This window comes from Pseudomonas sp. 22072 (assembly GCF_052046095.1).
GTDB lineage: Bacteria > Pseudomonadota > Gammaproteobacteria > Pseudomonadales > Pseudomonadaceae > Aquipseudomonas > Aquipseudomonas paracarnis.
Genome location: NZ_JBQEQE010000042.1, coordinates 1 through 14,855 on the forward strand (window position 1 = coordinate 1; position 14,855 = coordinate 14,855).

Annotated in this window: 14 protein-coding genes; all 14 read left to right on the top strand. The window is 60.5% G+C overall.

From position 1 onward, the window contains the following. The first annotated feature begins 244 nt into the window (after positions 1–244). Complete coding sequence (locus ACTJLA_RS25425; protein ID WP_198790844.1) at positions 245–1,723, top strand: flagellin N-terminal helical domain-containing protein; 1,479 nt, start codon at positions 245–247, stop codon at positions 1,721–1,723. Between the two features lie 74 nt (positions 1,724–1,797). Next, positions 1,798–2,148 carry a flagellar protein FlaG gene (locus ACTJLA_RS25430; RefSeq protein WP_034126780.1) on the top strand — a complete coding sequence of 117 codons (351 nt, stop codon included), beginning with the start codon at positions 1,798–1,800 and terminating at the stop codon, positions 2,146–2,148. 81 nt (positions 2,149–2,229) lie between these two features. Continuing rightward, positions 2,230–3,633 carry a flagellar filament capping protein FliD gene (fliD, locus tag ACTJLA_RS25435; RefSeq protein WP_198790843.1) on the top strand — a complete coding sequence of 468 codons (1,404 nt, stop codon included), beginning with the start codon at positions 2,230–2,232 and terminating at the stop codon, positions 3,631–3,633. 139 nt (positions 3,634–3,772) lie between these two features. Next, complete coding sequence (fliS, locus tag ACTJLA_RS25440) at positions 3,773–4,177, top strand: flagellar export chaperone FliS (protein WP_054898643.1); 405 nt, start codon at positions 3,773–3,775, stop codon at positions 4,175–4,177. 25 nt (positions 4,178–4,202) lie between these two features. Further along, complete coding sequence (locus ACTJLA_RS25445) at positions 4,203–4,499, top strand: flagellar protein FliT (protein ID WP_034126783.1); 297 nt, start codon at positions 4,203–4,205, stop codon at positions 4,497–4,499. A 169-nt stretch (positions 4,500–4,668) separates the two neighbouring features. After that, a complete protein-coding gene (locus tag ACTJLA_RS25450) occupies positions 4,669–6,141 on the top strand; it encodes a sigma-54 dependent transcriptional regulator (protein WP_034126784.1) in 1,473 nt (490 codons plus the stop codon). A gap of 110 nt (positions 6,142–6,251) precedes the next feature. Then, complete coding sequence (locus tag ACTJLA_RS25455; protein WP_314547152.1) at positions 6,252–7,463, top strand: sensor histidine kinase; 1,212 nt, start codon at positions 6,252–6,254, stop codon at positions 7,461–7,463. 7 nt (positions 7,464–7,470) lie between these two features. Next, positions 7,471–8,847 (top strand): sigma-54-dependent transcriptional regulator, encoded by a 1,377-nt coding sequence (locus tag ACTJLA_RS25460; RefSeq protein WP_032897832.1) that lies wholly within the window; start codon positions 7,471–7,473, stop codon positions 8,845–8,847. A 261-nt stretch (positions 8,848–9,108) separates the two neighbouring features. Continuing rightward, positions 9,109–9,438 carry a flagellar hook-basal body complex protein FliE gene (fliE, locus tag ACTJLA_RS25465; protein ID WP_003192959.1) on the top strand — a complete coding sequence of 110 codons (330 nt, stop codon included), beginning with the start codon at positions 9,109–9,111 and terminating at the stop codon, positions 9,436–9,438. Between the two features lie 16 nt (positions 9,439–9,454). Continuing rightward, positions 9,455–11,230: a flagellar basal-body MS-ring/collar protein FliF gene (gene fliF / locus ACTJLA_RS25470; RefSeq protein WP_014719351.1), complete on the top strand. Its 1,776-nt coding sequence runs from the start codon at positions 9,455–9,457 to the stop codon at positions 11,228–11,230. Then, entirely contained in the window at positions 11,223–12,239 is a 1,017-nt protein-coding gene (gene fliG / locus ACTJLA_RS25475; RefSeq protein ID WP_003192957.1) for a flagellar motor switch protein FliG, read from the top strand. The genes fliF and fliG overlap by 8 nt, the downstream gene beginning before the upstream one ends. Positions 12,240–12,249: 10 nt before the next feature. Beyond that, positions 12,250–13,014 (top strand): flagellar assembly protein FliH, encoded by a 765-nt coding sequence (fliH, locus tag ACTJLA_RS25480; protein ID WP_072447515.1) that lies wholly within the window; start codon positions 12,250–12,252, stop codon positions 13,012–13,014. Beyond that, positions 13,004–14,362 (top strand): flagellar protein export ATPase FliI, encoded by a 1,359-nt coding sequence (fliI, locus tag ACTJLA_RS25485; RefSeq protein WP_034126786.1) that lies wholly within the window; start codon positions 13,004–13,006, stop codon positions 14,360–14,362. Before fliH ends, fliI begins: the two co-directional genes overlap by 11 nt. A gap of 3 nt (positions 14,363–14,365) precedes the next feature. After that, positions 14,366–14,815, top strand: coding sequence for a flagellar export protein FliJ (gene fliJ, locus ACTJLA_RS25490; RefSeq protein WP_034126787.1), 450 nt, complete (start codon positions 14,366–14,368; stop codon positions 14,813–14,815). Positions 14,816–14,855: the final 40 nt, after the last annotated feature.

A 14,855-nucleotide genomic window follows, 5' to 3' on the forward strand; every position in this document is an offset into this window, starting at 1 on the left:
CTCGCTCCTACCAGGGGGGGGCGTCTTGAAGGCGAAGTTTTGGCGCCAGTAACCCGTGATTACTGGCGTTTCACGCCTCTATAAGCCGTTGAAATACAAGGGCTGGCACAGGGCTAGTAAAAAAAATCAAAAAAACCCTCAAGCAACCGGCTACCACGACGATAACTATTACGTAGGTTCTCAGGCCACACCCGGCGGTTGCCAGGGCCGGAAGCCGCAGTATCCATCCAACGAGGATTTCGTCATGGCTTTAACAGTAAACACCAACATTGCTTCCATCACGACTCAGGGCAACCTGAACAAAGCTGGCGGCGCCCTGGCCACTTCCATGCAGCGCCTGTCTTCCGGCCTGCGTATCAACAGCGCTAAAGACGACGCTGCCGGCCTGCAGATCGCTAACCGCCTGACCAGCCAAATCAACGGCCTGGGCCAAGCTGTAAAAAACGTGAACGACGGCATCTCCATCGCTCAGACCGCTGAAGGCGCGATGCAGGCTTCGACCGACATCCTGCAAAAAATGCGTACCCTGGCCCTGTCCTCGGCTACCGGCTCCCTGAGCGCCGACGACCGTAAGTCGAACAACGACGAATACCAGGCCCTGACTTCGGAACTGACCCGTATCTCGCAAACCACTACTTTCGGTGGCCAGAAGCTGCTGGACGGTTCGTACGGTACCAAGGCTATCCAGGTTGGCGCCAACGCCAACGAAACTATCAACCTGAGCCTGGAAAACGTTGCGGCTAACAACATTGGTTCGCAGCAGGTTAAATCCGGCGCGCTGACGCCTAACGCTACCGGCCTGGCTGCTGGTTCGATCGCCATCACCGGCAATGGCCAGACTGCAAACGTTGCTGTCAACCTTGCTGACTCTGCCAAGACCATTGCTGCCGGTCTGAACGGCGCCATCGGTGGCCTGAGCGCTACTGCCAGCACCGAAGTCAAGTTCTCGGTAGACGAGACCAAAACCAAGGGCGATCCTGCTGCAACTCCGCCTGTTGCCGGTGTTCCAGCCAGCTTCTCGATCGATGTAGGTGGTGCTACCGTCAAAATCGTTGGCGTAACCAGCACTGCCGACCTGGCTGATCAACTGAAGTCCAACGCTGCCAAACTGGGCGTGAGCGTTAACTACGACGAAGCCAAGGGCACTCTGGAAGTCAAATCCGACTCCGGTGAAAACATCAAGTTTACCAGCGACGCGCTGGGTGCTGATGCTGTCAGCGTTAACGTAAAAGACGGTGCTGGCAAATATGCAGCTGCCGCTACTAACCTGGGCGCTGCTGTCAACGATCCAATCATTGCAACTGGTCAGATCTCCCTGGATTCGTCCAAGGGCTACTCCCTGGCCAACGGCGCTACCGGTACTTCGGTAACCACTTTGTTCGGCGCAGCTCAGGTGTCTTCCCAGAAGACTTCCGTTGCCCAAACCGACGTGACTGACGCTACCAATGCTCAGAACGCTCTGGCTGTAATCGACAAGGCCATCGGCACCATCGACAGCGTACGTTCGGGCCTGGGTGCTACCCAGAACCGTCTGACTACCACTGCAGACAACCTGCAGAACATTCAGAAGAACTCCACCGCTGCACGCTCTACCGTTCAGGACGTCGACTTCGCTTCCGAAACCGCCGAACTGACCAAGCAACAAACCCTGCAGTCGGCTTCCACCGCGATCCTGTCGCAGGCTAACCAGCTGCCATCCGCTGTACTGAAACTGCTTCAGTAATCAGCGCGCTTGGTAACTAACGGAAGGGCGCGTTTACGTGCCCTTCCGTTTTTTCGGTTTAGAGGAGATTGGACATGGACATGAGTGTAAAGCTGAACCAGTCTTATCCGCCGGTTGCCCCTCAAGGCGCGCCTCCCAAGGTGACTGCCGATCAAAGCAGCAGCAAGGCCCAGGAAGTGGCGGCAACCGGCAAAGAGCCTGAGCGCGCGGACCTGGAAAAAGCAGTAACCGACATTCGCGAATTCGTCCAGGCTGCCCAGCGCAGCCTGGATTTTTCCATTGACGATTCGACCCACCGGGTCGTGGTCAAGGTCATCGCCACCGACAGTGGTGAAGTGATCCGTCAGATTCCGTCGGAAACGGCGTTGAAACTGGCACAAAACCTTTCCAGCGCAAGCAACGTGTTGTTTGACGACAAGGTGTGAGCTGGCATGAAATTTGTTGCTGTCAGGTCTTGAGGCGCAATAAGTCAAGATAACGGCAGCCACCGAACAGGAGATACGAAGATGGCGGGTACAACCGTAAGTGGTATTGGTTCGAATATCGACACGCAAAAGATTGTGCAGTCTTTGGTGGACGCCGAAAAGGTGCCCAAGCAGACGCAGATCAATACCGCGTCTCAGAAGGCGACCACCACGCTGTCTTCGATCGGCAAGATTCAGGCCGCCCTGGATGCATTCCGTGGCGCTCTCGACAATATGACTGCCAGCTCCAGCTTCACGGGTTTGACCGGCTCATCTTCGGATGAAAAAGTTGCGACCATGACTGCGAGCAATACAGCCTCCAACGGCAGCTTCCGGCTGATCGTGAACCAGTTGGCGCAGCCTTCGAAGCTATCGAGCAAAATCTTCACCGGTGGTGCCAACAGCGTGGTCAACGCTACCGACAAGCCTACGACCCTGACAATCAGTCAGTCGGGCAAGAGTTACGACGTTAATATCCCGGCTGGAGCAACGTTGCAGCAGGTGCGCGATTCGATCAACACCCAATTCGGCACCTCCGGGTTGAGCGCCAACATCCAGACCGACTCCAATGGTTCGCGTCTGATCCTGACGTCGACCACTATGGGCACTGGTTCGGATCTGAAGTTGTCGGGTAATTCGGGGCTGGATGTCGGCTCGACGGTTATCGACGAGCCCAAGGACGCGCTGTACAGCATCGATGGTGTTGCATCTGTCTCCAAATCCAACAACATCGAGGGTGCGCTCAGCGGGGTAAATATCAAGCTGGTCTCGGTATCCGCACTAAAGACTGCGGGCGACACTTCTCCGACGCCTGAGCGCAATGCGACGCTCATCACTGTCAGTACCAACAACACCGCGCTCAAGTCTGGCGTTAAGGGTTTCATCGACACCTATAACGCCCTGATCACGGCAATGAACGCCGAAACCAAGGTCACCAAGAACCTGGACGGCAGCACCACGGCCGCTGCCCTGACTGGCGACTCCACCATGCGCTCGCTGCAGGCGGCGATCCGCAATGAGTTCAATACCATTTCCGGTACCGGTCAGTTCAAGTCCCTGGCGCAATTTGGCGTCAGCACCAGCTCTACTACTGGTTTGCTGTCCATGGACGATAAAAAGTGGGACGCTGCAGTCAAGACCAATGCGGCCGACATCAACAGTATGTTCGCTGGCAAGAATGGCATGTTGGCGCGCATGAAGAGTGCAACGGATGACTTTGCCAAGGCCTCAACCGGGGTGCTGGCGACACGTTCCACTTCCTTGTCCGATAGCCTCAAGGACATCGCAAAGCAGCAGGAAACCCTGAACGAGCGCATGGAACTGCTGACCAACAGCCTCTCCGCCAAATACAACGCCATGGACACCCTGGTTGCCCAACTGCGCCAGCAAAGCACTAGCGTCATGACCACGCTCAATGCCTTGAACAACCCTAAAACCAATAACTGATCGCCACTCACGCAAAAGGCCAGGCAACCTGCCTGGCCTTTTCGTACCGAAAGACGACCGGTGTTAAAGCTTTTTGCGGCCCAGTCGACATATTGGTTACTAGAATCCTTTTCGCTGTCGCCTGTCACGAGGTAGAAACATGAACCCCATGCGAGCCCTTCGCCAATACCAGAAGGTCAATTCCCACGCACAGATTTCCGAAGCCAGCCCGCATCGCCTGGTGCAGATGCTGATGGAAGGCGGCCTGGATCGCATGTCCCAGGCCAAGGGCGCCCTGGCGCGCGGTGACATCGCACAGAAGGGTTTGATGCTCGGCAAGGCCATCGACATCGTTATCGGGCTGCGCGATGGCCTGGATGCTGAAAAGAGTGATAACCCGGCTTATGTTCAGCAGTTGGAAAGCCTTTATGTGTACATGACCAACCGGTTGATGGAGGCTAACCAACAAAACGACGCCGAGATCATCGACGAAGTCGCTCGCTTGATGATTACCGTAAAAGAAGGCTGGGATGCTATCGGCGCGCCACAAGGCGCAGCAGAATAAGGCCACGGGCCTTGAGGAACTCGTCATGAGCCACGCACTGCAACGCATTGATGAAACCCGTGAAGCCCTGGTCGACGCGCTGGCTGCGCGCAACTGGGATGCCATCAGCGAGCTCGACCTGGGCTGCCGCAGTGTGATCGATCAGGTGCTGAGCGAAGCGCCGGTGGATGAGGATGCGCTGCGTGGAAAGCTGGAAAGCCTGTTGGCGGTTTACCAGCAGTTGCTTGAAGTGACGACCGGCGAGCGCCAGGCGATTTTCGAAGAGATGTCGCAGATCAACCAAGCGAAAAATGCGTCAAAGGTTTACCATCTGTTCGGTTGAAAGGGCGCAGTTAATCCGAACGGCGCGTCATATATTTGACTATGCCATCATTTTTGACTTAACTAGTGCTGTTTTCAGATTTCAGACGTCTAGAAGGTAAGAAATCTTACAGACGTCTTGATTGCCCTCATTCCGGGGCAGGAAGTTTTACTAGGGAAGTTGCTATTGCATGTGGCGTGAAACCAAAATTCTGCTGATCGATGACGATAGCGTCCGCCGCCGCGATTTAGCGGTGATTTTAAATTTTCTTGGTGAAGAAAATTTGCCCTGCGGCAGCCACGATTGGCAGCAGGCGGTCAGCTCGTTGTCGTCGAGCCGTGAAGTCATTTGTGTATTGATCGGGACGGTAAACGCTCCTGGCGCAGTTCTGGGCCTGTTAAAGACACTGTCTACCTGGGATGAGTTCCTTCCGGTGTTGCTAATGGGTGATATTTCTTCCGTGGACCTGCCGGAAGACCAGCGCCGCCGCGTGCTATCCAACCTGGAAATGCCGCCCAGCTACAGCAAATTGCTCGATTCCCTGCACCGTGCCCAGGTCTATCGCGAGATGTACGACCAGGCCCGCGAGCGCGGCCGTCACCGTGAACCCAACCTGTTCCGCAGCCTGGTCGGCACCAGCCGCGCCATCCAGCACGTGCGCCAGATGATGCAGCAAGTGGCCGACACCGACGCCAGCGTACTGATCCTCGGCGAGTCGGGCACCGGCAAGGAAGTGGTCGCGCGCAACCTGCACTATCACTCCAAGCGTCGCGACGGGCCCTTTGTGCCGGTCAACTGCGGGGCGATCCCGGCAGAGCTGCTGGAAAGCGAATTGTTCGGCCACGAGAAGGGCGCCTTTACCGGGGCGATCACCAGCCGTGCCGGGCGCTTTGAGCTGGCCAATGGCGGCACCCTGTTCCTCGACGAAATCGGCGACATGCCGTTGCCGATGCAGGTCAAGCTGCTGCGCGTATTGCAGGAACGCACCTTCGAGCGCGTGGGCAGCAACAAGACCCAGAGCGTGGACGTGCGCATCATTGCCGCCACCCACAAGAACCTCGAAAGCATGATCGAGGTCGGCAGCTTCCGCGAAGACCTGTACTACCGCCTCAACGTATTCCCTATCGAGATGGCCCCGCTGCGCGAGCGCGTGGAAGACATCCCGTTGCTGATGAACGAACTGATCTCGCGCATGGAGCACGAGAAGCGCGGCTCCATTCGTTTCAACTCCGCGGCAATCATGTCCCTGTGCCGCCACGGCTGGCCGGGCAACGTCCGCGAGCTGGCCAACCTGGTGGAGCGCATGGCGATCATGCATCCGTACGGGGTGATCGGCGTGGTCGAGTTGCCGAAGAAATTCCGCTACGTCGACGACGAGGACGAGCAGATGGACAGCCTGCGCAGCGACATGGAAGAGCGCGTGGCAATCAACGGCCATACTCCAGACTTCGGCGCTAGCGCGATGTTGCCGCCCGAAGGCCTAGATCTCAAGGACTACCTCGGCAACCTGGAACAAGGCCTGATCCAACAGGCGCTGGACGATGCCAACGGCATCGTCGCCCGTGCCGCCGAGCGCCTGCGTATCCGTCGCACCACCCTGGTGGAGAAGATGCGCAAGTACGGGATGAGCCGCAAAGAAGGTGATGAACAGGCGGATGATTGACGCCTGTTTTTCAACTACTTGATTTATAGGTATATTTTTTTCGGCACGGGTATTGCTACAGCCCTCGCAACGTTCCGTTTAACTGACGGTCAGCCAAGCGAGAGAGCATCATGCCCCACGCCGCCCAACTATCTTCGGCCCCTGCCATCCAGGGGCTGGTTTCGCCTGTAGAACCGCCGACCCGCCAGGGCCTGGAGCACGCGCTCTCGCAGTTCAACCAGATGTCGAACCAGCTGACCGACTCCTACAGCCTGCTTGAGGCCCGGGTTTCCGAGCTTAAAGGCGAACTGGCTGTGGTCAGCGCCCAGCGCATGCAAGAGCTGGCCGAGAAAGAGCGTCTGGCCAACCGTCTGCAAAACTTGCTGGACCTGTTGCCCGGTGGCGTGATCGTCATCGACGACCAAGGCCGCGTGCGCGAAGCCAACCCGGCCGCCTGCGACCTGCTTGGCCTGCCGTTGGAAGGCGAGCTGTGGCGTGAAGTCATCACCCGCTGTTTCGCCCCCCGTGAAGACGACGGCCACGAAGTCTCCCTCAAGGACGGGCGCCGGTTGTCCATTGCGACCCGTTCCCTGGACGCCGAGCCGGGCCAGCTTGTGCTACTCAATGACCTGACAGAAACCCGGCACCTGCAAGATCAGTTGGCTCGCCATGAGCGGCTGTCGTCCCTGGGGCGGATGGTCGCTTCCTTGGCGCATCAGATTCGTACGCCGTTGTCGGCGGCATTGATCTACGCCAGCCATTTGACTGACGAGCAATTACCAGCGGCCACCCACCAACGCTTTGCCGGGCGCCTCAAGGAGCGCCTGCATGAGTTGGAACACCAAGTACGTGACATGCTGGTATTTGCCCGCGGCGAACTGCCGCTGACCGATCGCGTTACCCCTGCCGGTTTGATGCAGTCGCTGCAAGCGGCAGCGGCGACCCATGTGCAGGAGGCCAACCTGCGCTGGCAGTGCGACAGCCACCAGGGCGAATTGCTGTGCAACCGCGACACCCTGGTGGGCGCGCTGCTCAACCTGATCGAAAACGCTACCCAGGCCAGTGGCCCCGGGGTGCGCCTGAAAGTGCACCTGTATAGCCGCGGACAAACCCTGCGCCTGTGCGTCAGCGACAGCGGCAGCGGTATCGCCCCGCAGGTGCTGCAGCGCCTGGGCGAGCCGTTTTTTACCACCAAGACCAACGGCACTGGCCTGGGCCTGACCGTGGTCAAGGCAGTGGCCCGTGCCCATCAGGGACAATTGCAGCTGCGTTCGCGCCTGGGGCGTGGCACCTGTGCATTGATGACCTTGCCGCTGTTTTCCAGCGCGGCAAGCGCGGAGTAAGAGGATGATGGCTATCAAGGTTTTATTGGTGGAAGACGATCGCGCCCTGCGTGAAGCATTGGCTGACACGCTGCTGTTGGCGGGCCATGACTACCGTGCGGTCGGCTCTGCCGAGGAAGCCTTGGAGGCGGTCGAGCAGGAAACCTTCAGCCTGGTGGTCAGCGACGTCAACATGCCCGGCATGGACGGCCACCAGTTGCTCGGCCTGCTGCGGGTGCGCCAGCCGCAGCTGCCGGTGCTGCTGATGACCGCCCATGGCGCGGTGGAGCGGGCGGTGGATGCCATGCGTCAGGGCGCGGCGGATTACCTGGTCAAGCCGTTCGAACCCAAGGCGTTGATCGAACTGGTCGCCCGGCATGCCCTGGGCGTAATGCCCGCAGCCGACGGCGATGGCCCGATTGCCTTTGAGCCGGCCAGCGCGCAATTGCTGGAACTGGCGGCGCGGGTGGCGCGCAGTGATTCCACTGTGCTGATTTCCGGCGAGTCCGGCACCGGTAAAGAAGTGCTGGCGCGTTATATCCACCAGCAATCGGGCCGTGCCAAACAACCATTCATTGCGATCAACTGCGCGGCGATCCCCGACAACATGCTGGAAGCCACCTTGTTTGGCCATGAAAAGGGCTCGTTCACCGGCGCCATCGCGGCCCAGGCCGGCAAGTTCGAACAAGCCGACGGCGGCACCATTCTGCTCGACGAAATCTCGGAAATGCCCCTGGGCCTGCAAGCCAAGTTGCTGCGGGTATTGCAGGAGCGTGAAGTGGAGCGCGTGGGCGCACGCAAGCCGATCCAGCTGGATATCCGCGTGGTCGCCACCACCAACCGCGACTTGGCGGGTGAAGTGGCGGCGGGGCGCTTCCGTGAAGACCTGTTCTACCGGTTGTCGGTGTTCCCGCTGGCCTGGCGCCCATTGCGTGAGCGCCCGGCGGATATCATTCCCCTGGCCGAGCGCCTGCTGAACAACCACGTCAAAAAAATGAAGCATGCCCAGGCGCGTTTGTCGCCCGAGGCCCAGGCGTGCCTGGTCAGTTACCCATGGCCGGGCAACGTGCGCGAGCTGGACAACGCGATCCAGCGTGCGCTGATTTTGCAGCAGGGCGGTTTGATCCAGCCCCAGGATTTCTGCCTGGCCATGGGCAATGGCGCTGCGCCGTTGCCGAGCCTGGCCCCGGCTCCAGTGGTCGCCGAGGCGGAATCAGCCGGTGCCCTGGGCGATGACCTGCGCCGCCGTGAATTCCAGATGATCATCGACACCCTGCGCGCCGAGCGTGGCCGCCGCAAAGAAGCGGCCGAACGCCTGGGCATCAGCCCGCGTACCTTGCGCTACAAGCTGGCGCAGATGCGCGACGCCGGTATGGATGTGGAAGCCTATCTGTTCGCCACCTGACTTCGCGCCCATACCGTTTTTTTGTAGGAGCGAGCTTGCTCGCGAAAAACGTCAACGATAACGCGTGCTTCCTGGATGCTCGCGGCGTCCATGAGTTCTTCGCGAGCAAGCTCGCTCCTACCAAAAACGTGCGGTAACAAGTTCGACAAGCTTTGTCGCCTTTTCTTACGAGTTGCTCCAGAGCTGGCACCCTTGTTGCTACCACCCCTAGTAACCGCTGCGTAGTGTCAAAAAATTGCGGGTCGTCGGAGAGAGAAGGTCATGAGCCAGGGTATTGAGTTCAATCGGTTGATGTTGGATATGCGCGCCATGCAAATGGATGCCATGGCTCAACCGAAATCCGTCGCGCCAGCGCCGGAATTGGGCCAAAGCAATTTTGCCGACATGCTCGGTCAGGCAATCAATAAAGTCAGCGATACCCAGCAGGCGTCCAGCCAGTTGGCGACGGCCTTCGAGATCGGTAAAAGCGGCGTGGACCTCACCGATGTGATGGTCGCCTCGCAAAAGGCCAGTGTGTCCTTCCAGGCCTTGACCCAAGTGCGTAACAAGCTGGTTCAGGCGTATCAAGACATCATGCAGATGCCGGTTTAAGGACGAGATTTAAGTCATGGCTGAAGCAGTCTCCGACAACCTCCCCGCCAAGGCCGACGGCAAACCGCCGTTGTTTGGCCTGTCGTTCCTGGAAAACCTCTCGGAAATGACCATGCTGCGTCAGGTGGGCCTGATGGTGGGCTTGGCCGCCAGCGTGGCGATTGGTTTTGCCGTGGTGCTGTGGTCGCAGCAACCCGATTACCGCCCCCTGTACGGCAGCCTGTCGGGCATGGATTCCAAGCAGATCATGGAAACCCTCGCCGCCGCCGACATCGCCTACACCGTGGAGCCCAACTCCGGCGCCTTGCTGGTCAAAGCTGACGACGTAGCCCGCGCGCGGATGAAACTGGCCGCCGCTGGCGTGGCGCCGTCCGACAGCAACATTGGTTTTGAAATCCTCGACAAGGACCAGGGCCTGGGCACCAGCCAGTTCATGGAAGCCACCCGCTATCGTCGTGGCCTGGAAGGCGAACTGGCGCGCACCATTTCCAGCCTCAATAACGTCAAGGCCGCCCGTGTGCACCTGGCGATTCCGAAAAGCTCGGTGTTCGTGCGTGACGAACGCAAGCCCAGCGCCTCGGTCTTGGTCGAGCTGTTTGCTGGCCGCTCCCTGGAGCCTGGCCAGGTACTGGCGATCGTCAACCTGGTGGCAACCAGTGTTCCCGAATTGAGCAAGTCGCAAATCACCGTGGTGGACCAGAAGGGCAACCTGCTGTCCGACATGGCCGAAAACTCCGCGCTGACCCAGGCCGGCAAGCAGTTCGACTACAGCCGCCGCATGGAAAGCATGCTCACCCAGCGCGTGCATAACATTCTGCAACCGGTACTGGGCAACGACCGCTACAAGGCTGAAGTGTCGGCCGACGTGGACTTCAGCGCCGTCGAGTCCACCTCCGAACAGTTCAACCCGGACCAGCCGGCCCTGCGCAGCGAGCAGTCCACCAGCGAACAACGCACCGCCAGCAATGGCCCCCAAGGTGTGCCAGGCGCCCTGAGCAACCAGCCACCCGCGCCGGCCTCGGCACCGCAAACCACCGGTGGCGCCGCCGCCACGGCTGGCGCGATCCAGCCTGGCCAGCCGCTGTTGGACGCCAACGGCCAGCAGATCATGGACCCGGCCACCGGCCAGCCGATGCTTGCGCCATACCCTGCGGACAAGCGTAACCAGTCCACCAAGAACTTCGAACTCGACCGTTCCATCAGCCACACCAAGCAGCAGCAGGGCAAGATCAATCGCCTGTCGGTTTCGGTGGTGGTCGATGACCAGGTCAAGGTCAACCCTGCGGACGGCGCGGTGACCCGTGCGCCGTGGACGGCTGACGAACTGGCGCGCTTCACCCGCCTGGTGCAAGACGCCGTTGGCTTCGACGCCAGCCGTGGCGACAGCGTCAGCGTGATCAACATGCCGTTCTCCGCCGAGCGCGGTGAAGTGATCGCTGACCCGGCGTTCTACACCCAGCCGTGGTTCTGGGACATCGTCAAGCAAGTGCTGGGGGTGCTGTTCATCCTGGTGCTGGTGTTCGGCGTATTGCGCCCGGTGCTCAACAACATCACTGGCGGCGGCAAGAAGCAACTGGCGCTGGCCGGTGGCGACGTCGAGTTGGGTGGCATGGGCGGCCTGGACGGCGAACTGGCCAACGACCGCGTCAGCCTCGGCGGCCCGCAAAGCATCCTGTTGCCAAGCCCGAGCGAAGGCTATGACGCTCAGTTGAACGCAATCAAGAGTCTGGTGGCAGAAGACCCGGGCCGTGTGGCTCAGGTCGTGAAAGAGTGGATTAACGCAGATGAATGATCGAGCCGCTGTGGCCAAGCTGTCCCGGGTCGACAAAGCCGCCGTGCTGCTGCTGTCCCTGGGTGAAACCGACGCTGCCCAAGTGCTGCGCCACATGGGCCCTAAAGAGGTCCAGCGAGTGGGCGTGGCCATGGCGCAGATGCGCAATGTGCACCGCGAGCAAGTCGAGCAGGTGATGAGCGAGTTCGTCGAGATCGTCGGCGACCAGACCAGCCTGGGCGTCGGATCCGACAGCTACATTCGCAAGATGCTCACCTCGGCCCTGGGCGAAGACAAGGCCAACGGCCTGATCGACCGCATCCTGCTGGGTGGCAACACCAGCGGCCTGGATAGCCTCAAGTGGATGGAGCCGCGGGCAGTGGCCGACGTGATCCGCTACGAGCACCCGCAGATCCAGGCGATCGTGGTGGCCTACCTGGACCCGGACCAGGCCGGCGAAGTGCTTGGCCACTTCGACCATAAAGTGCGCCTGGACATCATCCTGCGTGTGTCGTCGCTGAACACCGTGCAACCGGCGGCGCTCAAAGAACTCAACACCATTCTGGAGAAGCAGTTCTCCGGCAATTCCAACGCCTCGCGCACCACCCTGGGTGGCATCAAGCGCGCAGCCGACATCATGAACTTCCTCGACAGCTCGGTCGAAGGTCAGTTGATGGACTCGATCCGCGAGATCGACGACACCCTGTCCGGCCAGATCGAAGACCTGATGTTCGTGTTCAACAACCTGGCCGATGTCGACGACCGCGGCATCCAGGCGCTGCTGCGCGAAGTGTCCTCGGACGTGCTGGTGCTGGCGCTCAAGGGCTCGGACGAAAACGTCAAAGAAAAGATCTTCAAGAACATGTCCAAGCGTGCGTCCGAATTGCTTCGCGACGACCTGGAAGCCAAGGGCCCGGTGCGCGTCAGCGACGTGGAAACCGCCCAGAAAGAAATCCTCACCATTGCCCGCCGTATGGCCGAAGCCGGAGAAATCGTTCTCGGCGGGAAGGGCGGCGAAGAAATGATCTAAGGCGCCTTGCATGTCGACTAAAGATGAGGCGCCCAGCGATCTGATTCGCGCGCGGGATGTCGGCGGCTTCGACATCTGGTCGCTGCCCAGTTTCGACCCCCATGTGCCGGAGCCCGAGCCTGAACCGGTTGAAGAACCTCCGGCAGAGATGGAAGAAGTGCCACTGGATGAAGTCCAGCCACTGACCCTCGAAGAGTTGGAAACCATTCGCCAGGAGGCCTACAACGAAGGCTTCGCGGCGGGGGAAAAAGACGGCTTTCGCAGCACCACCCTCAAGGTTCGCCAGGAGGCCGAAGCGGCGCTGGACACCAAGTTGGGTAGCCTGGAGCGCCTGATGGGCAACCTGTTCGACCCTATCGCCGAACAGGACTCGCAGCTGGAAAAATCCATGGTTGGCCTGGTGCAGCACATTGCTCGTCAGGTGATCCAGCGCGAGCTGGTGCTCGATTCCAGCCAGATCGAAGGCGTGATGCGTGAAGCCCTCAAGCTGCTGCCCCTGGGCGTCGGCAATGTGCGGCTGTACATCAATCCGCAGGATTTCGAACAGGTCAAAGCCCTGCGCGAGCGTCATGAAGAAACCTGGCGCATCGTCGAAGACGCTTCGTTGCAGCCCGGTGGTTGCCGTGTCGAAACCGAGCACAGCCGCATCGATGCAACGGTGGAAACCCGCATCAGCCAGATCATGGCCAAGTTGTTCGATCAACTGCATGAACAAGCCCTGCACCCCGCCGAGCCTGACCTGAGCGTTGACCTGGACGCCACCGATGCGCCTTGATCGCACGAGCTTCGCCAAGCGCCTGGGCAGCTACGCCGAGGCCACTGAGTTGCCCGGCCAGCCGGTTCTTGAAGGGCGTTTGTTGCGCATGGTCGGCCTGACTCTCGAAGCCGAAGGCCTGCGCGCCGCAATGGGCAGCCGCTGCCTGGTGATCAACGACAACAGCTACCACCCGGTGCAAGTCGAAGCCGAGGTGATGGGCTTTTCGGGCAGCAAGATTTTCCTGATGCCGGTCGGCAGCCTCACCGGCATTGCCCCCGGCGCCCGCGTGGTACCGCTGGCCGACACCGGCCGCCTGCCCATGGGCATGAGCATGCTGGGCCGCGTACTCGACGGGGCCGGTCGTGCGCTGGACGGCAAGGGCGGCATGAAGGCCGAAGACTGGGTGCCGATGGACGGCCCCACCATCAACCCGCTCAAGCGCAACCCCATCAGCGTGCCGCTGGACGTGGGCATTCGCAGCATCAACGGTTTATTGACGGTCGGTCGCGGCCAGCGTCTGGGCCTGTTCGCCGGTACCGGCGTGGGTAAGTCGGTATTGCTGGGCATGATGACGCGCTTTACCGAGGCCGACATCATCGTGGTGGGGCTGATCGGCGAGCGGGGCCGCGAAGTGAAGGAGTTCATCGAGCACAGCCTCGGTGAAGAAGGGCTCAAGCGTTCCGTTGTCGTCGCTTCTCCGGCAGACGATGCACCGCTGATGCGCCTGCGTGCGGCGATGTACTGCACGCGCATTGCCGAATATTTTCGCGACAAGGGCAAGAACGTCCTGTTGCTGATGGACTCCCTCACGCGTTTCGCCCAGGCCCAGCGCGAGATCGCTTTGGCCATCGGTGAGCCGCCCGCGACCAAGGGTTACCCCCCGTCGGTATTTGCCAAGCTGCCCAAGCTGGTAGAGCGTGCCGGTAATGCCGAAGCCGGCGGTGGCTCGATCACCGCGTTCTACACCGTGTTGTCTGAAGGCGACGACCAACAGGACCCGATTGCCGACTCGGCCCGGGGCGTGCTCGACGGCCACATCGTGCTGTCGCGGCGCCTGGCGGAAGAGGGGCATTACCCAGCCATCGATATCGAAGCGTCCATCAGCCGGGTGATGCCGGCGGTGGTCACGCCGGAGCATATGGCCCGTGCCCAGCAGTTCAAGCAGCTGTGGTCGCGTTACCAGCAAAGCCGTGACCTGATCAGCGTCGGCGCCTATGTGGCCGGTGGCGACCGCGACACCGACCTGGCCATCGCCTTGCAGCCGCAACTGGTGACCTACCTGCGCCAGGGTCTCAACGACAAGATCACCATGGGCGAGAGCCAGTCGCACTTGCAGTCCATCTTCGCCCCGGCGCCGGGCGGCTAAGCCATGGCCAACAGCCGCGCCGCACGCCTGGCCCCGGTGGTGGACATGGCCGAAAAGGCCGAGAAAGCCGCCGTACAGCGCCTGGGCTACTTCCAAGGCCAGGTGCGGTTGGCCCAAAGCAAGCTGGGCGACCTGGAGCGTTTTCGTGGCGAGTACCAACAACAGTGGATCGAGCGCGGCAGCCAGGGTGTTTCTGGCCAGTGGCTGATGGGGTACCAGGGCTTTCTCAATCAGCTTGAAACCGCCGTCGGCCAGCAACGCCAGAGCCTGGCCTGGCACGAGACCAACCTCGACAAAGCCCGCGAGGCCTGGCAACAGGCGTTTGCCCGGGTCGAGGGGCTGCGCAAGCTGGTGCAGCGCTACATCGACGAAGCGCGAGCCATCGAAGACAAGCGCGAGCAAAAACTGCTCGATGAATTGTCCCAGCGCCTTCCCCGCCCAGAACAGTTCTAACCGGCACCACAAATCCAGTGTGGGAGCTGGCTTGCCTGCG